Source organism: Sphingomonas sp. S6 (assembly GCF_043498045.1).
Lineage (GTDB): Bacteria > Pseudomonadota > Alphaproteobacteria > Sphingomonadales > Sphingomonadaceae > Sphingomonas.
On record NZ_JBIEOE010000003.1, the window covers coordinates 128,362 to 149,239 of the forward strand.

Genomic DNA, 20,878 nt, shown 5'->3' on the forward strand with positions numbered 1-20,878 from the left:
GGAGCCTGCCATGCGCCTCGACGATTTCGATCCCAACATTGACGTCGAGGACCAGGGTAACACCGGCGGTGGTGGCTTCGGCGGAGGCGGTGGCGGCGGCCTGTTGTTCGGACTGCTGCCGCTGATCGGCAGCCGCTTCGGCTGCGGCGGCATCGTCGTCGTGCTGCTGCTGTTCGCGGTGTTCGGCGGGCTTGGCAATCTCGGTAGTCTCGTGGGCGGCGGGGGCGGCAGCGGCACGCAGGTGACCCGCAGCGCCCCGTCCGAAGGCCGCGGCGCAACCGCGGTCTGTTCGTCCGATCCCGACAAGCGCGCTGCCTGCAACGCCTTCAGCTCGGCCGAGAACACTTGGGAGAAGATCTTCGCACAAAGCGGCGAGCGCTTCCGCGCCCCAGGTCTCTCCTTCTTCAACCAGAACGGCCGCTCGGGCTGTGGCGCCGCGCAATCGGCGATGGGGCCCTTCTATTGCCCGACCGACCAGCGCATCTACCTGGACACCAGCTTCTTCAACGAATTGGCCAATCGCTTCGGCGCCAAGGGCGATTTCGCGCAGGATTACGTGATCGCGCACGAATTCGGCCATCATATCCAGAACCTGCTCGGCACGTCGGACAAGGTGCAGCAGATCCAGCGCAGCAGTTCGGAGCGGGAGGGCAATGCCGCCTCGGTCCGCCTCGAGTTGCAGGCCGATTGCTACGCCGGCGTCTGGGCCGCGCAGAATCGCAGCCGCATGGAGCCGGGCGATCTGGAAGAGGGCCTGACCGCCGCGGGCGCGATCGGCGACGACACGCTGCAGAAGGAAAGCCAGGGCCGCGTCGTTCCCGACAGCTTCACCCACGGCACCTCCGCCCAGCGCCAGACCTGGCTGCGCCGCGGCATCGAAACCGGCGATCCCGCCGCCTGCGACACCTTCTCGGGCGCGATCTGATAGCGCGGGCGGGGGGACGGCGCCGGCCCCAGTCCGTCATCCCAGCGAAGGCTGGGATCTCCCCGTGGAAGCACGCTTCGGGCGCCGAGAGAGGCCCCAGCCTTTCACAACGTTCCGTCATTCCCGCGCAGGCGGGAATCCATAACCGCTACCGTTGATGATGGATTCGCCGCGGTAGCGCTTCTGGATCCCCGCCTGCGCGGGGATGACGGGGCGGGTGGGGCGTGCGACCCTCCCGTGACAAACGTCGCCCCAGCGGCCCCTACCGACTCGCCATCTGCCGCGCGAAATGCACCTCGACCGCCTTGGTCACGCTTTCCGCGATCTTCTCCCGCCCTTCGCTGCTGTCGAGGAACGCCGCATCGCGCGGGTTGGAGATATAGCCCGTCTCGAACAGGATCGACGGCATGTCGGGCGCCTTCAGCACCATCAGCGACGCCATGCGATGGAACACCGGCTTGGTCGGGATCAGCGGCTTGGCCTCGCGCCCCAGCAGCCGCGCGAAGTTCGCGGACGTGTTCATCGTCTCGCGCTGCGCCAGGTCGATCAGGATCGACGTCACGTCCGCGCCCGCATCGCCCAGGTTCACGCCGGAAATCACGTCCGCCTTGTTCTCGCGCGCCGCCAGCCGCGCCGCTTCCTTGTCGGACGCGACCTCGGACAAGGTGTAGACCGACGCGCCGCTCGCCTCCCCGCTGCCCACGCTGTCGCAGTGGATCGAGATGAACAGATTGGCCTTCAGCCGCCGTGCGATGCCATAGCGTTCGCGCAGCACGAGGAAGCGGTCGTCGTCGCGGGTCAGCGCCACACGCACCCGCCCGGTGGCGAGCAACTGGTCGCGAATCGTCTTGGCGATGCGCAGCGTCACGTCCTTCTCGCGCAGCCCGGTCACCGGGTTGATCGCGCCCGGATCGACGCCGCCATGCCCCGCATCGATCACCACCAGCGGCCGGTTGTCGTCGCCGCGCACCTTGGGCAGCGGCAGGCCGCGCGCCGGGGGCGGCACCGGGACCGATACCTTGTACTTGGGCCGCGCCGTCCAGCCGCCGATGTCGAAGGACAGGAAGCTCAGCGGCCCCGCCGCGCCCGCCGCCGCGAAGCGCGCCGCGCTCGCCGGTTCGATCGACAGCACCAGGCTGCGCCCGTCCTGCTCGAACGACGCATCGCCGATGATCGCCGGCCGCGCGAGGTCGAACAGCAGCCGTGTGCCGGCGCCTTGCCGCAGCTGAGTGACGCCGCTCACCGGCCCGCCGCCGCGCGCCCGCGCACCGGGCACGGCATCGGCGATGTCGATGGCGATCTGGCGACTGGTCGACAGGATCTCGCCGCTCGCATCCGCGACCGGGCCGTCGAAGCGGATGACGATCCGCCCGTCCTGCACCGCGACGCTGCGGATCATCGTCGCCGCCCAGGCGGGCGCGCTCGTGAACCATCCCGCAATCAGGGCGAACAGCGTCAGCACACGGCGTCCTTGCCGCGACAGGCGTACGCGGGTCCAGCGAAAAGCCATACACAACCCCTCGGGCGATTCTGAACGCGATCGCCACGAGGCCGTTGTGACGCACAGGGTGCCAACAGGGGGTTGCCCGGCAAGGTTAATCCGGGATTCGGCACGATTTTGCCGGGCGATACGGCAATTTCCTGCCAGTTGCGGTTCGCGTAGGCCGATGCTACCAACGGATTGCACCCGTGCGTCGCCCGTAAATATCGAACGGCGATGCGCCGGTTCTCGCGCCGTCCTGGCGCGGTCTTAACCAGGTTGACGCTCGCATGACGCACTTTTCCACCGTTCGACACCGCCCGGCCTCGGCCGGCGGCGTGTCGGGCGTGCGGGAGGGCCGTGCCCCCCGATGTGCCGGGCGAGCAGACGCATCTTTGCCACAAACCCGCGCCGGTCCGCCCGGCGCCACCTATCAACGCGCATGCGCGCCCTGCCGCCCGGTCCGTCACGGACCCGCCGCCGGAGCGCCACGCGCGCGGAGACTATTCAATGACCACGCGTATGCTGATCGACGCACGCCACCGGGAAGAAACCCGCGTCGCCGTCGTCAAGAATAACCGGATCGAAGAGTTCGATTTCGAATCCGCCGAACGCAAGCAGCTCAAGGGCAACATCTATCTCGCCAAGGTGACGCGCGTCGAGCCGTCGCTGCAGGCGGCGTTCGTCGATTACGGCGGCAATCGCCACGGCTTCCTCGCCTTCAGCGAAATCCACCCCGATTACTATCAGATCCCCAAGGAAGACCGCGACGCGCTGCTGCGCGAAGAAGCGGAGCATGCCGCGGAGGAAGCCGCGCTGCGCGCCGAGCATGACGACGACGATCATGACGACGATGCGCACGACGATCGCGATCACGACGATTTCGACGACGCCGATCATCACGACGACGACGATGCCGATCACGACGACGCCGAAGGCAGCGAAGGCGCCCCCGCGAAGAAGACGCGCAATGGCAATGACGACCAAGTCGAGGCGCTGCGCCAGCGCCGCATGAACCTGCGCCGCCGCTACAAGATCCAGGACGTCATCCGCCGCCGTCAGGTGCTGCTGGTGCAGGTCGTCAAGGAAGAGCGCGGCAACAAGGGCGCGGCGCTGACGACGTACCTGTCGCTCGCCGGTCGCTATTGCGTGCTGATGCCCAACACGTCGCATGGCGGCGGGATCAGCCGCAAGATCAGCAACGCCGCCGATCGCAAGCGCCTGAAGTCGATCATGGCCGACATGCAGCTGCCCAGCTCGATGGGCTGCATCGTCCGCACTGCCGGCCTGCAGCGCACCAAGGTCGAGATCAAGCGCGACTTCGATTATCTCGCGCGTCTGTGGGACGGCATCCGCGAAGCGACGCTCGGTTCGTCGGCCCCAGCGCTGATCTATGGCGACAGCGATCTCATCAAGCGCGCGATCCGCGACATCTATAACAAGGACATCGACGAGGTGATCGTCGAGGGCGAAGAGGGCTATCGCCACGCCAAGGAGTTCATGAAGCTCCTGATGCCCAGCCACGCCCGCCGCGTGAAGCAATATGCCGACGCCGTGCCGCTGTTCCAGCGTGCGCACGTCGAAGATCAGCTCGCCGCCATGTATCATCCGGTCGTGCAGCTGAAGTCGGGCGGCTATCTGGTCATCAACCCGACCGAGGCGCTCGTCTCGATCGACATCAACTCCGGCCGGTCGACGCGCGAACACAATATCGAACAGACCGCGACTGCGACCAACCTCGAAGCGGCCAAAGAAATCGCCCGCCAGCTGCGCCTGCGCGACATGGCCGGCCTCGTCGTCATCGACTTCATCGACATGGACAACAATTCCAATGTCCGGAAGGTCGAGAAGGCGATGAAGGAAGCGCTGAAGGACGATCGCGCCCGCATCCAGGTCGGCCGCATCTCGTCGTTCGGCCTCATGGAAATGAGCCGCCAGCGCCTGCGCACCGGCGTTCTCGAAGCCTCGACACGCCCCTGCCCGCATTGCGAAGGCACCGGCCTCGTCCGCACCGCCTCGTCGGCGGGCCTCAGCGCCCTGCGTCTGATCGAGGACGAAGCGGCACGCGGCCGCGGTTCGGTGCTCACCCTGCGCGCCAGCCAGGAAGCGACGATCTACGTCCTCAACAAGAAGCGCGCGGACATCGCCGAGATCGAGGATCGCTATGGCGTGATCGTCGAGATCGTCCCCGATCGCGAAGAGGAGGGCGCGCGCATGTCGGTCGAGGCCAGCGGCCCGCCGCCCGCGCATCCGCCCAAGATCGAGGCGCTGGTCGAGGAAGACTATGACGACGTTCCCGAGGATATCGAGGACGAGGAAGAGGAAGAAGAGGTCGTCGAGGCCGTCGAGGAAGAGCCCCGGCGTGAGCGCGAGCGCGAGCGCGAAGAGCGTGGCGAGGGTGAAGGCCGTGGCCGCCGCCGTCGCCGTCGCGGTCGCCGCGGTCGCAACCGCGAGGACGAGGCTGGCGACACCGCGTCGGCCGATTCCGCCGAGGCACCGGTCGACGCGACCGACGCCGAGGATGCCGACACCGACGCCGAGCCGGTCGCCGGTGACGAGGCTGACACCGTCGAGGCCGATGGCGAGCAGCCGCAGAGCGAAGGCCGTCGTCGTCGCGGACGTCGCGGTCGCCGTGGCGGTCGCCGCCATGCCGAAGGCACGCCGGCCGAGGGCACGGACGCCGCGGCCGATAGCGCCGACGTCGACGCAGACGCGCCGGCCGCCAACGAGCCGATCGTCGAGGCAGGCGATGCCGGCCCGGTGACGACCGGTCTCGACGCGCCGGCTCCGGCGAAGGTCGAGGACGCCGAGCCCGTCGAGGCCCCGCGCACCCGCCGCCGCCCGCGCGCGCGCAAGGTCGCCGACGCGGCTGCGGTCGAGGCACCCGCCGCAGCCGAAGCGGAACCCGCCGTTGCCGAAACGCCGGCCGCAGCCCCGGCGGCCGACACCGAACCGGCGCCCAAGCCCAAGCGCACCCGCAAGAAGGCCACCCCGGCACCCGTCGCCGAGGAAGCCCCGGCCGCCGAGGCGCCTGCCGCAGAGGAAAAGCCCAAGCGTCGCCGCACACGTAAGGCGGCCACCACCGACGCCGCCCCTGCGGACACGGTGACGGCCCCGGAACCCGCCGCCCCGGCTGAGCCCGAAGAATCGGAGGCCCCGGCGACCGACACCACCACCGAAACCGGCGAACAACCCCGCCGCGGCTGGTGGCAGCGCACCTTCGGCGCCTGATCGCCGACGCCCGCAGCGGCCCAAAAAAACGCCCTCTTCCTTACGGAAGGGGGCGTTTTTTTTAAGATCAGACGGCCGAACCACCCACTACGCCAACTGCCCCAACGTCATCCCAGCGAAGGCTGGGATCTCCCAGTGATAGGGCGCGACAAGAGCCGCAAAAGGTCCCAGCCTTCGCTGGGACGACGTCCGTTATGGGACAGGCGCCGCAAACAGCGCGATCGCAGATCGAAGACCCCGCGCCGCCATTCCGGCACGATCAACCACCGGCATACATGTCACGAGCCGCCCGCCCCACACACCCTGTCATGCCGGACTTGTTCCGGCATCCACCGGGCCGCGCACGAGTAGACGTCGTGTCACGCAACGACGGCAACCGACACAGCCGACGCCAAAAGCGCCAAGCCTGATCCCAGCCGTGCCCAAAAAACCGTCATTCCCGCGAAGGCGGGAATCCAGACTGGCAAGCCTCACGGCTCTCACCGCAACGGCAGCGGTTCTGGGTTCCCTCACCCGCGGGAATGACGGACAGGACGGGGAAAGCGACCGCGCATCATCGGCCAGAGCCAAGACCCGGGCGCCCCCCGCCCCCTCACCCTCAGCGCAGCTTCTCGGACCCGTTCTTCAGCGCCGCCTTCTGCTCTTCGGTCATCGCCTGCGCATTCACGTCGGCGTCGTCGATCGCATCGGCCTGCTGTTCGCCGCTCTTGCGGATTTCCTTGGCCTGGTCCTTCAGATTGTCCGCCGCCTGCTCCATCGCATCGGCGCGGTTGTCGTAGGACTTCTCGACCTCGGAGCCGAGCTTGTCGTCGCCCTTGCCGCCGCACGCGCTCAGCGAGAGCGCCATGGCCACCAGCGTCGCGCCGGCCAGAATCGTCTTCTTCATGTGTCGTCCCCTGTTGTCTTCCAAGCGAAAGGGCCGCCCCGCGATGCGAGACGACCCTGTCGGTTACGCGAACTGATGTATTGGCTCAGATCTTGTCGCCGAGCGCGCCCTTGACGCTGCCCTTGACGTCCTGACCCGTGCCCTTGGCCTGCTGCGCTTCGCCTTCGGCCACCAGGCGGTCATTGTCGGTCGCCTTGCCGACGGCTTCCTTGACGTTGCCGGCGATCTTGTTGCCGGCCGCTGCGACCTTATCGGTGAATTCGCCCATCGATCGTCTCCTGCGATTGACTGCGACCCGCCAGCCGGGCCGCTTGATCTATCGCAAGAACAACGGGCCGAAGTCGGACCGGTTCCGTGACAAAAACTTTAGCTTCTGGTGTGGAACCAATACGATATCAGATCAAACCGGCGAGTGGACTGGACGGATCGGCATAGCGCCGCTGCCCCATCCGCCCGGCGCGATAGGCCATCCGCCCCGCCTCGACCGCACGCCGCATCGCGCCCGCCATCAGGATCGGGTCCTTCGCCTCGGCGATCGCGGTGTTCATCAGCACGCCGTCGCAGCCCAGCTCCATCGCCACCGCCGCGTCCGACGCGGTGCCGACGCCCGCATCCACCAGCACCGGCACACCCGCGCCCTCGACGATCAGCCGGATCGTCACGCGGTTCTGGATACCGAGGCCGGACCCGATCGGCGCGCCGAGAGGCATGATCGCGACGGCGCCGGCATTCTCCAGCCGCTTCGCCGCGATCGGATCGTCGACGCAATAGACCATCGGCTTGAAGCCTTCGTTCGCCAGCACCTCCGTCGCGCGCAGCGTCTCGTGCATGTCGGGATACAGCGTCTTCGCCTCGCCCAGCACTTCCAGCTTCACGAGGTCCCAACCGCCCGCCTCGCGTGCCAGCCGCAGCGTGCGGATCGCGCTCTCTGCATCGAAACAGCCCGCGGTGTTGGGCAGATAGGTGACCTTCTTGGGATCGATGAAGTCGGTCAGCATCGGCGCGTTGCGATCGCTGACGTTCACCCGTCGCACCGCGACCGTGACGATCTCCGCCCCACTCGCCTCCAGCGCCGCTGCATTCTGCGCGAAGTCCTTATACTTGCCCGTCCCGACGATCAGCCGCGACCGGAACGTCTTGCCCGCGACGCTCCACGTATCGTCGACGATCGGCGCCGGATGATCGCCGCCACCAACAAAATGCACGATCTCGATATCGTCGCCATCCTCGACGCACACGTCCTTCAACGTCGAGCGCGGCACGACCTCCAGGTTCCGCTCCACCGCGACCTTCTCAGGCACCAGCCCCAGCTCATTCGCCAGATCGGCGAGGCTGAGGCCGGCGGCGACGCGCTTATGCTCGCCGTTCACGGTGATCGATACGGTGCCGTCGCTATGGGCCATGACGCGTCAAACTCCTTATGCGTGCCCCATCTAGGCGCGTGACGGCGCGTGTCCACCGTTGCGGGGTCGATTCACGCGAAGCCGTCGGCAGAAGATTTGGATCACGCGAAGACTCTATGACGCGAAGAGCCAACACATGATGTGGACGTTGTGACCTGCCGCGCAGCGGCATCCTGCTCCATGCCGTCGTTTGCGAGACAGCCCGCTTCCGCGGGCGAGACACCTTCGCGTCTTCGCGCCTTCGCGTGAATCCGCCTTCTTCCCACGTCTTCGCGCGAAACCTCGCCTTCTACCCGGAAGAGCGATACACCCCCGCCCATGACCGACACGATCTACGTCCTCAACGGCCCGAACCTGAACCTGCTCGGCACGCGAGAGCCGGAAATCTACGGCCACGATACGCTCGACGACATCGCCGGCCAGCTCGAAGACCGCGCCCGCGAGCTCGACCTCGACATCGACATGCGCCAGTCCAACCACGAAGGGCACCTGGTCGACTGGCTGCACGAAGCGCAGGCGCGCGGCGCGAAGGCGGTGATCCTCAACGCCGGCGCCTTCACGCACACGTCGATCGCGGTCCACGACGCGATCAAGAGCATCAAGACGCCGGTGATCGAGGTTCACCTCTCCAACCCGCACACCCGCGAGGATTTCCGCCACGTCAGCTTCGTCGGGCGTGCCGCAAAAGGCACGATCGCCGGCTTTGGCGCCCTCTCCTACATGCTCGCGCTTGAAGCCGCGGCGCGCTTCTGACAGGAGGCCTTCCCATGACCGACCAGACCAACCAGGGTGCCATGCAGGTAGACGTGAACCTCGTGCGCCAGCTCGCCGAACTGCTCGACGCCACCCATCTGACCGAGATCGAGGTGGAAGAGGGCGACCGCAAGATCCGCGTCGCGCGCAAGGCCGCACCCCAGGCCGCGCCCGTCCATTACGCACCCGCGCCCGCCGCCGCAGCGCCTGCCGCCCCCGCGGCCGCCGCGCCGGCCGAAGCCGGTGCGATGGCGCCGACCGTGTCCGCCAATGCGGTAAAATCGCCGATGGTCGGCACCGCTTATCTCGCCGCCGAGCCGGGCGCCAAGCCCTTCATCAGCGTCGGCCAGAGCGTCTCGGCCGGCGACACGCTGCTGATCGTCGAAGCGATGAAGGTCATGAACCCGATCGTCGCCGCTACCGCGGGCACCGTCCGCCAGATCCTGATCGAAAACGGCCAGCCGGTCGAATTCGACCAGCCGCTCGTGGTGGTCGAGTAACGGCCCCGTGACTTCGACTGCCACCCGCCCCATCAAGAAGCTGCTGATCGCCAACCGCGGCGAGATCGCACTGCGCATCCACCGCGCCTGCCGCGAGATGGGCATCCGCACCGTCGCGGTCCATTCCACCGCCGACGCCGACGCGATGCATGTCCGTCTCGCCGACGAGGCGGTCTGCATCGGGCCGCCCGCCGCGGTCGACAGCTATCTCAACATCCCGAACATCATCTCGGCGGCGGAGATCAGCGGCGCCGACGCGATCCACCCGGGCTACGGGTTCCTCAGCGAAAACGCGCGCTTCGCCGAGATCGTCGAGCTGCATAACCTGATCTTCGTCGGGCCAAAGCCCGAACACATCCGCACGATGGGCGACAAGATCGAGGCGAAGCGCACCGCGGGCGCGCTCGGCCTGCCGCTCGTTCCCGGATCGGATGGCGCGATCAGCGACGTCGCCGAAGCCAAGGCGATCGCGGCGAAGGCCGGCTATCCCGTCATCATCAAGGCGGCGTCGGGCGGCGGTGGCCGCGGCATGAAGGTGTGCCATTCCGAGGACGAACTCGAAACGCTGATGCAGCAGGCCGGCAGCGAGGCGAAGGCCGCGTTCGGCGACGCCACGGTGTACCTCGAAAAGTATCTCGGCAACCCGCGCCACATCGAAATCCAGGTCTTCGGCGACGGTAACGGCAATGCGATCCATCTCGGCGAGCGCGACTGCTCGCTGCAGCGCCGCCACCAGAAGGTGCTGGAAGAAGCGCCCTCGCCCGTGCTCAGCCAGGCCGATCGCGAACGCATCGGCGGAGTCTGTGCCAAGGCGATGGCCGACATGGGCTATCGCGGCGCGGGCACGATCGAATTCCTGTGGGAAGACGGCGAATTCTACTTCATCGAGATGAACACCCGTTTGCAGGTGGAACATCCGGTGACGGAGATGATCACCGGCCTCGACCTCGTCCGCGAACAGATCCGCATCGCCGAAGGCCATCCGCTGACGCTGCGTCAGGAAGACGTGCAGTTCCGCGGCCATGCGATCGAATGCCGCATCAATGCCGAGGACCCGCGCACCTTCGCCCCCTCGCCGGGCCTGGTGAAGCAGTTCCACGCGCCCGGCGGCATGCACGTGCGCGTCGATAGCGGCCTCTACGCCGGCTATAAGGTGCCGCCCTATTACGACAGCATGATCGCCAAGCTCATCGTCTACGGCACCACCCGCGAAGGCGCCTTGCGGCGTCTGCGCCGGGCGCTGGAAGAGTTCGTGATCGAGGGGCCGACGACGACGATCCCGCTGCACCGGGCGCTGCTCGACGATCCCGAATTCCAGCGCGGCGACTATACGATCAAGTGGCTGGAAGAGTGGCTCGCCAAGCAGGGATGACGGCGGCCGTCCATCGGACGGCCTCCTCCTGACATGCCGACGCGTTAATCGTCCCCCCCCAACGTCATCCCAGCGAAGGCTGGGATCTCCCGGCAAGCGTGCACACCACGCGCCACGAGAGATCCCGGCCTTTGCCAGAAAGGCGGATCACGCGCCCGCACCGCACAAACCCCTGGGGCCAAAAACAATTTTCGACTTGAACGACTTAAAGACAGCAGTCGTTGCTGACGCTTAAGTAACGGCTTCATGAATTTGCCGTTAGATTGAAACCGATATGGACATACAGACATTTTACCAGCGCCTCTAAGGAAGGGAGACTGGAAAAATGACCCGGATGTTTGGCACGATCGCCGCCTGTGCGCTACTCGCCGTTTCCTCGACTGCCGTTGCAGCGCCGCTGCAAGTGCAGGAAAAGGCAACTATTCCCAGCCGCAGCGGCGAAGTCCGCCATGTCGACCTGCTCAAGCAGGGCAAGCATCTCGAAACCGTGACCTGCGGCGACTTCGGTCTGCTCGACGAAAGCTTCCGCCCGCAGGCGGTCGTCTATGCCGCAAACTACGGTCCGAAGGGCAAGCCGCACCCGACCGTGACGCTCGACGGCGTCGAGAATGTCGTGCCGATCGTCGTGCAGCAGTGCAAGGCGCAGCCCGGCAATCACTTCCTCACCGCCGTGCGCAACGCCATGAAGGCCGCGCGTACCAAGGGCTGATCGCCTCACTCGGCCCGGTGAAGGGGGCGGCGCATCGCACATGCGCCGCCCTTTTTGCGTTCCGCGGGGCCCTGGACTCAGGCACGACGCCCTCCCGCAGCCCGCCGAACCGCGCTACACCCGCCGTCATGCACGCCACCATCTACCACAACCCGCGCTGCGGCACCTCGCGCAGCACCCTCGCCCTCCTCGAAGAGGCCGGCACCGACGTCACGGTGATCGAATATCTGAAGCACCCGCCGACCGTCGCCGACCTGTCGCGGCTCTACGCCGCCGCCGGCATCACCCCGCGCGAGGGGCTCCGCATGACCGAGCCCGATGCCAAGGCGCTGGCCGACGCCGACGATGCGACCATCCTCGAAGCGATGGCGATCAACCCGATCCTGATCCAGCGCCCACTCGTCGAAACCGACAAGGGCGTCGTCCTCGCCCGCCCCACCGACAAGGTGCGCGAGATACTCTGAGGCGCGCCGCCGCCTCCCCATTCGTCATTCCCGCGAACGCGGGAATCCAGACTGGCTAGCCGAGCGGCTCTAGTCGCTCGCGTAGACGCCGTCCCAGCTGCCCCAAGCGTCACCCCAGCGCAGGCTGGGGTCTTTCGCGGCCTCGGGCGCACCCTTTGACCGAACGATCCCAGCCTGCGCTGGGATGACGGCGAGCTGGACATGGGAGCGACCAGCCCCAAGCCGGTCTGCCCCCCCCGCCTCCACAAGGAGGACGGGGAACGGGCGAGGCCAACCGCACAAATAGAACGCCCCTGTCCAACACGGCCCGGATCGGCTATATCCCCCGCCATGCCGTTCCTGCCGCCTCGCGCCACCCGTTGCCCATCGGCACCGGGCCGGGGGGCGTTTTCGGACGATACGTGTCGTCCACTTCGTCCACTTCCGCGTATCGAATCGCTGCTCGCGACTCGGGCAGCGCCGCAGGAAGTGCCCGTTTTGCAGGCAGCAAATCCGTCCGAATCCCGGTTGCCCCTCGGGCGCCGGACTGGCACGTTTGGTGCAACACCCGCGCTCGGGGCGAGGGTTTCAGTCAAGGGGCGTGTTCCTGTGAAGAAGGTCGAAGCCATCATCAAGCCGTTCAAGCTGGATGAGGTGAAGGAAGCGCTGCATGAGATCGGCGTGTCCGGCATCACCGTGACCGAGGCCAAGGGCTTCGGCCGGCAGAAGGGGCATACCGAATTGTATCGCGGTGCCGAATATGTCGTCGACTTCCTGCCGAAGGTGAAGCTGGAGGTCGTCGTCGACGATGCGCTCGCCGAACGCGTGGTCGAGGCGATCGCCGCTGCCGCGCAGACGGGGCGGATCGGCGACGGCAAGATTTTCGTCATCCCGGTCGAAACCGCGTTGCGCATCCGCACTGGCGAACGCGACGAGGCGGCGATCTAGGTCATGCACAATCCCGCGATCTGACATCTTCGTCATTTGACGCGGCGCAACAATCTGTGTGATTGGCACGCCCGCGACGCAACATCCTTCCGGTCACGGCCGGGTCATTACCAGAGCAAAGGGCTTCCCATGGCGACCGCCAACGACATCCTGAACAAGATCAAGGAAGAGGAGATCGAGTGGGTCGATCTGCGCTTCACCGACCCCAAGGGCAAGTGGCAGCACCTCACCATGGTCGCCAGCATCATGGGTGAAGATGAATTCACCGACGGCCTGATGTTCGACGGCTCCTCGATCGAGGGCTGGAAGGCGATCAACGAATCGGACATGGTGCTCAAGCCCGATCTCGACGCGATCTACACCGATCCGTTCTCGGCCACCCCGATGCTGATCGTGTTCTGCGACGTCGTCGAACCCTCGACCGGCGAACTCTACGCCCGTGATCCGCGCTCGACCGCCAAGCGCGCCGAGGCGTATCTGAAGACCACCGGCGTCGGCGACACCGTGTACGTTGGCCCGGAAGCCGAATTCTTCATGTTCGACAACGTGCAGTTCGACACGAACTACGCCGAATCCTACTTCAAGATCGACGATATCGAGCTGCCGACCAACACCGGCCGCGAGTATGAGGGCGGCAACCTCGGCCACCGTCCCCGCGCCAAGGGCGGTTATTTCCCGGTCGCGCCGGTCGACTCGGCGGTCGACATCCGCGGCGAGATGGTGTCGACGATGCTCGAAATGGGCCTGCCCTGCGACAAGCATCACCACGAAGTCGCGGCCGCGCAGCACGAGCTGGGCCTGACCTTCGGCACGCTGACGCAGACCGCCGACCGCATGCAGATCTACAAGTATGTCGTGCACCAGGTCGCGCATGCCTATGGCAAGTCGGCCACCTTCATGCCCAAGCCGATCAAGGAAGATAACGGCTCGGGCATGCATACCCACTTCTCGATCTGGAGCGGCAAGACCCCGCTGTTCGCGGGCGAAGGCTATGCCGGCCTGTCCGAGATGTGCCTGTACTTCATCGGCGGCATCATCAAGCATGCCAAGGCGGTCAACGCCTTCACCAACCCGACCACCAACAGCTATAAGCGTCTGGTGCCGGGCTACGAAGCGCCGGTGCTGCTTGCCTATTCGGCGCGCAACCGCTCGGCCTCGTGCCGCATCCCGTACGGCACCGGCCCCAAGGCGAAGCGCGTCGAAGTCCGCTTCCCGGACGCGATGGCCAACCCCTATCTCGCCTATGCGGCGCTGATGATGGCGGGCATGGACGGCATCCAGAACAAGATCCACCCGGGCGAGGCGATGGACAAGAACCTGTACGATCTGCCGCCGGCAGAGCTCGCGCAAGTTCCCACCGTCTGCGGTTCGCTCCGCGAGGCGCTCGACAGCCTGGCCGCCGATCACGACTTCCTGCTGAAGGGCGACGTGTTCTCGAAGGATCAGATCGAAGCCTATATCGAGATCAAGCGCGGCGAAGTCGCGCGCTGGGAAATGACCCCCAGCCCGGTCGAATACGATATGTACTACAGCGCCTGAGCGTGCCGGGCCGGCACGCGGTGCGGCAAGGCCGCACAGGCGCTGTCGGCCAGCCACGGCAATGCCGAGGACTGACGGCGTGGCTCCGCCACGATGCCGATCGAGACAAAAGAGAGGGGCGCCGGACCAGATCCGGCGCCCCTCTCTCGTTGGGATTGGACGACCAGCAATCCAAACCCCTCACAACGCTGCAGAAAACCGATAGGGCTGTCCTACACGCCCCGCCGTCGCTACCGCCGGCTCGAACGCATTCCCGACTGGCTTCGGTCGGAACAATGCCAAGGCAAGGGACGACGATGATGGCCAAACGCTTCTGGGCACAGCTGATCGAGATGGACGAGCCGATGACGCCGGCCAGCATCCCCGGCGCGACGGATCACGAGTCCGCGGCGGAGAACCTCGTCGCGGATTTCGTCGGTGCGATGGGAGGAGAGATTACCAACGGCGCGGTGCGCGTCTGGATCGATGGCGGTCTCGCGAAAATCTACGACTGGAGCGCCGAGTTCGAGATGCCCGATACATCCGACCTGTCGGATGACGAGGAGATCGAGGTCGAGGGCGAAATCGTCCTGACCGAACGGGTGCGGCGCCCGGACTGACCGGGTCCGCCGCACCCCGCGGTTGATTTACTTCTGGCAGGCGACGATCGCCGTGACGACAGAGATCGTTTCTTCCGGATCGCGGACGCGCACCGTGTCCAGCCCCAGTTCCTTCGCCGGATAATCGTTGCCGCCGGGGAAGATGGCGTCGCCGATGAACATCATCGCGTCGAGCGGAATGCCGCTCTCGTCACGCAGCTTCTTCAGGCCATAGGCCTTGTCGACGCCTTCCTGCGTGATGTCGATCGACGTCGCGCCGCCCATGTTGATCGACAGGCCCGGCAACCGCTGCTTCAGGTCGGCCTGGATGACCTTGCGCTTCTCGAACTTGGGGTCCCAATGTTCCTTTTCGGCGACCGGCGCTTCCTGGCCCAGCGCGGAGAAGGTGATCTGGCTGCCGCGATCCTCGATCCGCTCGCCCCAGGTTTTTTCGGGGACGAAACCGGTCGCCTCGAGCGATTCGTCGAACGCCTTCAGGATCTTCGCCTTGGTCGCATCGTCGAACAGCTCGGCATAGACCGTCTGCCATTCGCCATCGCGGTGGACGTACAGCTTGGTGCCCGTCGTCGGCATCAGCCACAGCTTGGAAAGGTCGGCGCGCGCCGGCAGCCGACTCGCCACCTGCTTCTGGAACTGCGGCCAATCGCCGCCCGAAATGACCGCGACATGCGCCACGCCGAGCAGGTCGGCGAGCGCTTCGCCCATCGGCTCTTGCAAGGGCTGCTTGCTCTCGGCCAGCGTTCCATCGAGGTCGAAGGCAATCAGCTGTTTCATTCGGACGCTCCGGTACGGGGAAGGATGATGATGTCGATGGCATGGGCGACGCCATCGGCATCGTTGGCGGTGGTGACGTGATCGGCGCGCGCCTTCACCGGATCGGGGGCGTTGCCCATCGCGATCGACAGGCCGGCGCGCTCCAGCATCGGCACGTCGTTGAATTGGTCGCCGAGTGCCGCAATCGCATCCAGCGGCTGGTCGAACGCCGCGGCGAGCGCGATCAGGCCGTCGCCCTTGTTGGCGGCCAGCGCGGTCACGTCGAGGTAATACACCTGGCTTTGCACGATCGTCGCGTCATCGCCATGCGCCGCCTTGCAGCGGTCGGCGAGGTCGCTGAGCATCGGCGCATCATCGCTGACGAACGTAATCTTGTCGGCGCGGGTCAGCAGCTCGCCGAAATCGTCCGTGACGATCGGATTCTGATTGGACGCCAACCGCTCGTGCGCCACATGCTCGCCCTGGTCGGTCGAGGCGTACCAACGGTCGTCGGCAAAAACCCACAGGTCGACCGGGCTATCCGCCGCGATCGCCATCACGCCGCGGGCCACGGCTTCGTCGATGACGTGATGCTCGGCGATCGTGCCATCGCGCTTGAACAGGATGCCGCCGTTGAACGCCGCCATCGGCCCATCGAGCCCCAGCGTCTCGACGATCGGCAGGATGCCGGAGATCGGCCGCGCGCTGATGACGGTGAAGCCGACCCCTGCCTCTTCCAATCGCGAGACCGCCGCGGTGGTCGCGGCGGTCAGCTTCTTCTGTTTGTCGACCAACGTGCCGTCGATGTCGGACACGACGAGGGCGATGGACTTCGCGCCATCGCTCACTGGGGCATCTCGACGTGCCCGCCGAAGCCGAATCGCATGGCCGACAAAACTTTGTCGCCATATGTATGTTCGATGCGGCTGCGGTATCGCGCGAAAAGCGAGGCGGTGAGCACGTTGGCGGGCACCTTTTCCTCCATTGCGGCGTCGATCGTCCACTGGCCCTCGCCCGAATCCGCGACGCTGCCGGAGAAGCCCTGCAGCTCGCCGTCCTTGGCCAGCGCAATGGCCGTCAGATCGAGCAGCCACGACGAAATGACGCTGCCGCGGCGCCAGACCTCGGCGATGTCGGTCATGTTGAGGTCGAAGCGCTCGTCCTCGGGCAATTTGTCGCTGTTCTTCGACTTCAGAATGTCGAAGCCCTCGGCATAGGCCTGCATCAGGCCATATTCGATGCCGTTGTGGACCATCTTGACGAAGTGCCCGGCACCCGCGGGTCCAGCATGGATATAGCCCTTTTCGGCGCGCGGATCGGCCTGGCCGGCGATGCGGCCCGGCGTGCGCTCGATCGTGCCGAGGCCGGGGGCGAGCGCGTCGAAGATCGGATCGAGCATCGTGACGGTGTCATCGTCGCCGCCGATCATCATGCAATAGCCCCGCTCGAGGCCCCAGACACCGCCCGAGGTGCCGACGTCGACATAATGGACGCCCTTGTCCGCCAGACCCTTCGCGCGGCGGATGTCGTCCTTGTAGAACGTGTTGCCGCCGTCGATGACGACATCGCCGGCCTTGGCACCCTCGCCGATCGCGGCGATGGTATCCTCGGTCGGGCCGCCGGCGGGGAGCATGACCCACCAGATCGCGGGCGTATCGAGCTTGCCGCGGACGTCGTCGAGGGAACTGGCGCCGATCGCGCCTTCACCCGCCAGCTTGTCCACTGCCTCCGCGCTGCGATCGTAGACCACGACCTGATGGCCCGCCTTCATCAGCCGCCGTGCGATGTTGCCGCCCATGCGGCCGAGGCCGATCAGTCCGATCTTCATATCTGCTGCCTTACGGATGGGGTTGATGGAGGGTAGAACCCGGAGCGGCCGGAGTTGTTGCGCTGGCGGTTCGATTTGTCGGACGCGGGGCGGAAGGTCACAAAAGTCGCACCTGGGGGGGGACTGCGGAAAGTCACAAAAGTCGCGCCGAGGAGGGTGTTTTGTTCTCGTCACCCCGGACTGTTCCGGAATCCACTCTGCGGCCAGAGAAGGGCTGGAGACTCAAGCCTTTCCCTTGCGGTCCGGTGGACCCCGGGGTGACGAAGAATAGGGGCGGGGTTCTGCCCGCCCCTATTCTTTACGCCTCCGCCGGCTGCTTTGCGGCGATCGAGCCCAGCAGGTCGTCGAACGCCTTGGCGAAGGATGCGACTCCTTCCAGCACCAGCGTGTCGGTGACGCCGGTCAGGTTGAGCCCGAGGCGTTCGGCATCGGCGAGCACCTTGCGCGCACCCTCGACGTCTTGCGTCAGCGTTTCGGCGACGGTGCCGCGTTCGCGGAAGGCGTCCATCGTCGCGGGCGGCATGGTGTTGACGGTGTCGCGGCCGATCAGCGTGTCGACGTAGAGCGTGTCGGGATAGGCCTTGTCCTTCACGCCCGTCGACGCCCACAGCAGGCGCTGCGGCTGCGCGCCCTTGGCGGCGAGCGCCTGCCAACGGTCCGACTTTTCGAAGTCGAGGAACCATTGATAGGCCATCTTGGCGTTGGCGATCGCGACCTTGCCGCGCAGGCCCTTCAGCGTCTCCGCTTCGGGATCGCCCTCGGCCACGCGGCGGTCGATTTCCTTGTCGATGACGCTGTCGATGCGGCTGACGAAGAAGCTCGCGACGCTGGCGATATGGTCGATCGGCTGCCCCTGGCGGACGCGCTCCTCAAGGCCGGTGGCATAGGCTTCGGCGACGCGGATGTAGGCATCGAGCGCGAACAGCAAGGTTACGTTGACGTTGATGCCCTTGGCGATCGTCGCGCTGATCGCCGGCCCGCCCGCAAGCGTGCCGGGGATCTTGATCATCAGGTTCTTGCGGTCGACCATGTGCCACAGCTTGTCGGCCTCGGCGATCGTCGCATCGGTGTCGTCGGCGATGTACGGCGACACTTCCAGGCTGACATAACCGTCCTTGCCATCGAGGCGGTCGTAAACCGGCTGCAACGTCTCGGCCGCCGCCTTGATGTCCTGGATCGCGAGATGTTCGTAGCGATCGATCGTCGCCGCGCCGGGGTTCTCCTTGTCGAAGGCGGCGAGCGTCGCATCATAGGCGTCGCCATGGCCCATCGCCTTTTCGAAGATCGACGGGTTGGAGGTGACGCCGGTCAGGCCGTCCTCGTTCACCAGCTTTTCGAGGCCCTTGGCTTCCAAAAACTTGCGATCGACGAAGTCGAGCCACACCGCGGTGCCCGCAGCGGAAAGGTCGCTCAGCTTGCTCATCACTTGGTCTCCAGCATCTCGCGCGCCACCTTGACGACATTGTCGACGGTGAAGCCGTATTTGTCCTGCAGCTTGGATATGGGGGCGGAGGCGCCGAACGTCGACATGGTGATCGTGCGGCCGTCGAGGCCGACGAAGCGATGCCAGCCGATCTCGCCCGCCTGCTCGACCGCAAGGCGCGCGGTGACGCCCTTGGGCAGCACGCTTTCCTTGTATTCGTCGGACTGGAGTTCGTAGCGATACCAGCTCGGCAGCGACACGACACGGCTCTTCACGCCATCGGCGGTCAGCTTCTCATGCGCCTCGACGACGAGGTGCAATTCGCTGCCCGTCGCAATCAGGATCACGTCGGGGGTGCCGTCGCAATCGGCGAGGACGTAGCCGCCCTTCATCACGCCCTCGGCCGAGGCGTATTTCGACCGATCGAGAGTCGGCATCGCCTGGCGCGAGAAGATCAGCGCGGTCGGGCGGCTGGCGTCCTCCAGCGCGGCGCGCCAGGCATAGGCGACCTCGTTGGCGTCGCCCGGACGGATCGTATCGAGGCCGGGGATGGCGCGCAGCGTCGCGAGGTGCTCGATCGGCTGGTGGGTCGGGCCATCCTCGCCGACGCCGATCGAATCGTGGGTGAAGACCCAGACGCTGGCGAGCTCCATGATCGCCGACAGGCGCACGGGCGCGCGCATGTAATCGGCGAAGACGAGGAAGGTCGAACCATAGCTGCGCAGGTGCGACAGCGTCATGCCGTTGACCACGCCGCCCATGCCGTGTTCGCGCACGCCGAAGTGGAAGTTCTGGCCGCCATAGTTCGACGCTTCGAACGACGGCTTGCCCTTGATGTCGGTCTTGGTCGACGGCGCGAGGTCGGCAGAGCCGCCGATCAGCCACGGCACCTTGGCGGCGAGCGCGTTGAGCACCTTGCCGCCCGAATCGCGGGTCGCAAGCCCCTTTTCATCGGCCGGGAATTCGGGAACGTCGGCGTCCCAGCCCTCGGGGAGCTTGTCCTTGAGCATCAGGTCGAGTTCGGCGGCGAGATCGGGCTGCGCCTCGCGATACTTTGCGAAATTCGCTTCCCATTCCTCGCGCAGCTTGGTGCCGCGGTCGGCGATCGCGTCGTGGAAGTGTTCGGCGACGCCATCGGGGATGTAGAAGCTCTTGTCGTCGGGCCAGCCATAGGCCTTCTTGGTCGCGCGGATGTTATCCTCGCCGAGCGGCTCGCCATGCGCCTTTTCGCTGCCGGCCTTGGGGCTGCCCCAACCGATCACCGAATGGACGACGATGAAGGTCGGGCGATCGTTCGTCGCCTTGAACGTCTCGATCGCAGCCGCAAACGCCTTGGTGTCGTTGGCATCGTTGAGGTGGATGACGTTCCAGCCATAGGCCTGGAACCGCTTGCCGACGTCTTCGTCGAACGCGAGATCGGTGCCGCCCTCGATCGAGATGTGGTTGCTGTCGTAGATCCAGCACAGGTTGCTGAGCTTGAGGTGCCCGGCAAGGCTCGCGGCCTCGGCTGCGACGCCTTCCATCATGTCGCCGTCGCCGCACAGCGCGTAGACGTCATGGTCGAACAGCGTGAAGCCGCCCTGGTTGTAGCGTGCCGCGAGCCACCGCTCCGCGATCGCCATGCCGACGGAGTTGGAGCACCCCGCCCCCAGCGGCCCGGTCGTCGTCTCGACGCCCGTGGTGTGGCGATATTCGGGGTGGCCCGGCGTGCGCGAGGCGAGCTGGCGGAAGCCCTTCAGATCGTCGAGGCTGAGCGCGGGACGACCGGTCTTGTTACCGTCCGCGTCGATCTCTTCGATGCCGGCGAGGTGGATCAGGCTGTACAGCAGCATCGACGCATGGCCGACCGACAGCACGAAGCGGTCGCGGTTGGGCCAGTCGGGCTTGGACGGATCGTAGCGCAGGAATTGCGACCAGAGCGTATAGCCGACCGGCGCCAGCGCCATCGGCGTGCCGGGGTGACCGGAATTGGCTTTTTGCACCGCGTCCATCGACAGCGTGCGGATCGTGTCGATCGTCAGGCGTTCCAGCGATCCGTCCTCGTGGAGCGCAGTCGTCGTATCGGTCATGGAATAGGGCCCTTGCT

At 66.2% G+C, this 20,878-nt stretch carries 19 protein-coding genes; 10 read left to right on the forward strand and 9 right to left on the reverse strand.

Annotation, left to right across the window (positions count from 1 at the left end):
- The first annotated feature begins 10 nt into the window (after window positions 1-10).
- Complete coding sequence (locus tag ACGVWT_RS06185; RefSeq protein WP_043059827.1) at window positions 11-925, forward strand: neutral zinc metallopeptidase; 915 nt, start codon at window positions 11-13, stop codon at window positions 923-925.
- Window positions 926-1,187: 262 nt separating this feature from the next.
- On the opposite strand, the gene ACGVWT_RS06190 is transcribed toward ACGVWT_RS06185, so the two are convergent.
- Window positions 1,188-2,435, reverse strand: coding sequence for an N-acetylmuramoyl-L-alanine amidase (locus ACGVWT_RS06190; protein ID WP_315461775.1), 1,248 nt, complete (start codon window positions 2,433-2,435; stop codon window positions 1,188-1,190).
- 492 nt (window positions 2,436-2,927) lie between these two features.
- Between ACGVWT_RS06190 and ACGVWT_RS06195 the strand changes: the two genes are divergently transcribed.
- Window positions 2,928-5,636 carry a ribonuclease E/G gene (locus ACGVWT_RS06195; RefSeq protein ID WP_315461931.1) on the forward strand — a complete coding sequence of 903 codons (2,709 nt, stop codon included), beginning with the start codon at window positions 2,928-2,930 and terminating at the stop codon, window positions 5,634-5,636.
- A gap of 598 nt (window positions 5,637-6,234) precedes the next feature.
- Here the strand turns inward: ACGVWT_RS06195 and ACGVWT_RS06200 are convergent.
- The 3 genes from ACGVWT_RS06200 to thiS form a co-directional block, all read right to left on the reverse strand.
- Entirely contained in the window at window positions 6,235-6,522 is a 288-nt protein-coding gene (locus tag ACGVWT_RS06200; RefSeq protein ID WP_017977648.1) for a hypothetical protein, read from the reverse strand.
- Window positions 6,523-6,607: 85 nt separating this feature from the next.
- Entirely contained in the window at window positions 6,608-6,790 is a 183-nt protein-coding gene (locus ACGVWT_RS06205; protein ID WP_017977647.1) for a CsbD family protein, read from the reverse strand.
- A gap of 127 nt (window positions 6,791-6,917) precedes the next feature.
- On the reverse strand, window positions 6,918-7,925 hold the full coding sequence (thiS, locus tag ACGVWT_RS06210) for a sulfur carrier protein ThiS (protein WP_315461776.1): 1,008 nt from the start codon (window positions 7,923-7,925) through the stop codon (window positions 6,918-6,920).
- Window positions 7,926-8,243: 318 nt separating this feature from the next.
- On the opposite strand from thiS, the gene aroQ reads away from it, so the two are divergent.
- The 8 genes from aroQ to ACGVWT_RS06250 all read left to right on the forward strand — a co-directional run bounded on the left by aroQ (window position 8,244) and on the right by ACGVWT_RS06250 (window position 14,788).
- Complete coding sequence (aroQ, locus tag ACGVWT_RS06215; RefSeq protein WP_116462089.1) at window positions 8,244-8,678, forward strand: type II 3-dehydroquinate dehydratase; 435 nt, start codon at window positions 8,244-8,246, stop codon at window positions 8,676-8,678.
- 14 nt (window positions 8,679-8,692) lie between these two features.
- Window positions 8,693-9,178, forward strand: coding sequence for an acetyl-CoA carboxylase biotin carboxyl carrier protein (accB, locus tag ACGVWT_RS06220; RefSeq protein ID WP_116462088.1), 486 nt, complete (start codon window positions 8,693-8,695; stop codon window positions 9,176-9,178).
- Between the two features lie 7 nt (window positions 9,179-9,185).
- Window positions 9,186-10,550, forward strand: a complete 1,365-nt coding sequence (gene accC / locus ACGVWT_RS06225) for an acetyl-CoA carboxylase biotin carboxylase subunit (RefSeq protein ID WP_315461777.1) — start codon at window positions 9,186-9,188, stop codon at window positions 10,548-10,550.
- Between the two features lie 325 nt (window positions 10,551-10,875).
- Window positions 10,876-11,259: an HdeA/HdeB family chaperone gene (locus ACGVWT_RS06230; protein WP_116462087.1), complete on the forward strand. Its 384-nt coding sequence runs from the start codon at window positions 10,876-10,878 to the stop codon at window positions 11,257-11,259.
- Between the two features lie 128 nt (window positions 11,260-11,387).
- Complete coding sequence (locus ACGVWT_RS06235) at window positions 11,388-11,723, forward strand: arsenate reductase family protein (protein ID WP_315461778.1); 336 nt, start codon at window positions 11,388-11,390, stop codon at window positions 11,721-11,723.
- A 588-nt stretch (window positions 11,724-12,311) separates the two neighbouring features.
- The gene (locus tag ACGVWT_RS06240; RefSeq protein ID WP_017977640.1) at window positions 12,312-12,650 is read left to right on the forward strand and encodes a P-II family nitrogen regulator; all 339 of its coding nucleotides are present in this window, start codon (window positions 12,312-12,314) and stop codon (window positions 12,648-12,650) included.
- Between the two features lie 129 nt (window positions 12,651-12,779).
- The gene (gene glnA, locus ACGVWT_RS06245) at window positions 12,780-14,189 is read left to right on the forward strand and encodes a type I glutamate--ammonia ligase (RefSeq protein ID WP_116462085.1); all 1,410 of its coding nucleotides are present in this window, start codon (window positions 12,780-12,782) and stop codon (window positions 14,187-14,189) included.
- Between the two features lie 296 nt (window positions 14,190-14,485).
- Complete coding sequence (locus ACGVWT_RS06250; protein ID WP_315461779.1) at window positions 14,486-14,788, forward strand: hypothetical protein; 303 nt, start codon at window positions 14,486-14,488, stop codon at window positions 14,786-14,788.
- Between the two features lie 27 nt (window positions 14,789-14,815).
- Here the strand turns inward: ACGVWT_RS06250 and ACGVWT_RS06255 are convergent, their stop codons facing one another.
- The 5 genes from ACGVWT_RS06255 to tkt form a co-directional block, all read right to left on the reverse strand.
- Window positions 14,816-15,562: an HAD-IIB family hydrolase gene (locus tag ACGVWT_RS06255; protein WP_315461780.1), complete on the reverse strand. Its 747-nt coding sequence runs from the start codon at window positions 15,560-15,562 to the stop codon at window positions 14,816-14,818.
- Complete coding sequence (locus ACGVWT_RS06260) at window positions 15,559-16,389, reverse strand: Cof-type HAD-IIB family hydrolase (RefSeq protein WP_315461781.1); 831 nt, start codon at window positions 16,387-16,389, stop codon at window positions 15,559-15,561. The genes ACGVWT_RS06255 and ACGVWT_RS06260 overlap by 4 nt, the downstream gene beginning before the upstream one ends.
- Window positions 16,386-17,543 carry a phosphogluconate dehydrogenase (NAD(+)-dependent, decarboxylating) gene (gene gnd, locus ACGVWT_RS06265; RefSeq protein ID WP_315461782.1) on the reverse strand — a complete coding sequence of 386 codons (1,158 nt, stop codon included), beginning with the start codon at window positions 17,541-17,543 and terminating at the stop codon, window positions 16,386-16,388. The genes ACGVWT_RS06260 and gnd overlap by 4 nt, the downstream gene beginning before the upstream one ends.
- 124 nt (window positions 17,544-17,667) lie before the next feature.
- Window positions 17,668-18,792 (reverse strand): transaldolase, encoded by a 1,125-nt coding sequence (gene tal / locus ACGVWT_RS06270; RefSeq protein ID WP_315461783.1) that lies wholly within the window; start codon window positions 18,790-18,792, stop codon window positions 17,668-17,670.
- Window positions 18,792-20,861, reverse strand: coding sequence for a transketolase (gene tkt / locus ACGVWT_RS06275; protein WP_315461784.1), 2,070 nt, complete (start codon window positions 20,859-20,861; stop codon window positions 18,792-18,794). Before tkt ends, tal begins: the two co-directional genes overlap by 1 nt.
- Window positions 20,862-20,878: the final 17 nt, after the last annotated feature.

Coding starts and splice junctions, on each gene's coding strand:
- ACGVWT_RS06185 (WP_043059827.1), top strand. CDS start 11: ATGCGCCTCGACGATTTCGATCCCAACATTGACGTCGAGGACCAGGGT.
- ACGVWT_RS06190 (WP_315461775.1), bottom strand. CDS start 2,435: ATGGCTTTTCGCTGGACCCGCGTACGCCTGTCGCGGCAAGGACGCCGT.
- ACGVWT_RS06195 (WP_315461931.1), top strand. CDS start 2,928: ATGCTGATCGACGCACGCCACCGGGAAGAAACCCGCGTCGCCGTCGTC.
- ACGVWT_RS06200 (WP_017977648.1), bottom strand. CDS start 6,522: ATGAAGAAGACGATTCTGGCCGGCGCGACGCTGGTGGCCATGGCGCTC.
- ACGVWT_RS06205 (WP_017977647.1), bottom strand. CDS start 6,790: ATGGGCGAATTCACCGATAAGGTCGCAGCGGCCGGCAACAAGATCGCC.
- thiS (WP_315461776.1), bottom strand. CDS start 7,925: ATGGCCCATAGCGACGGCACCGTATCGATCACCGTGAACGGCGAGCAT.
- aroQ (WP_116462089.1), top strand. CDS start 8,244: ATGACCGACACGATCTACGTCCTCAACGGCCCGAACCTGAACCTGCTC.
- accB (WP_116462088.1), top strand. CDS start 8,693: ATGACCGACCAGACCAACCAGGGTGCCATGCAGGTAGACGTGAACCTC.
- ACGVWT_RS06230 (WP_116462087.1), top strand. CDS start 10,876: ATGACCCGGATGTTTGGCACGATCGCCGCCTGTGCGCTACTCGCCGTT.
- ACGVWT_RS06235 (WP_315461778.1), top strand. CDS start 11,388: ATGCACGCCACCATCTACCACAACCCGCGCTGCGGCACCTCGCGCAGC.
- glnA (WP_116462085.1), top strand. CDS start 12,780: ATGGCGACCGCCAACGACATCCTGAACAAGATCAAGGAAGAGGAGATC.
- ACGVWT_RS06250 (WP_315461779.1), top strand. CDS start 14,486: ATGATGGCCAAACGCTTCTGGGCACAGCTGATCGAGATGGACGAGCCG.
- ACGVWT_RS06255 (WP_315461780.1), bottom strand. CDS start 15,562: ATGAAACAGCTGATTGCCTTCGACCTCGATGGAACGCTGGCCGAGAGC.
- tal (WP_315461783.1), bottom strand. CDS start 18,792: ATGAGCAAGCTGAGCGACCTTTCCGCTGCGGGCACCGCGGTGTGGCTC.
- tkt (WP_315461784.1), bottom strand. CDS start 20,861: ATGACCGATACGACGACTGCGCTCCACGAGGACGGATCGCTGGAACGC.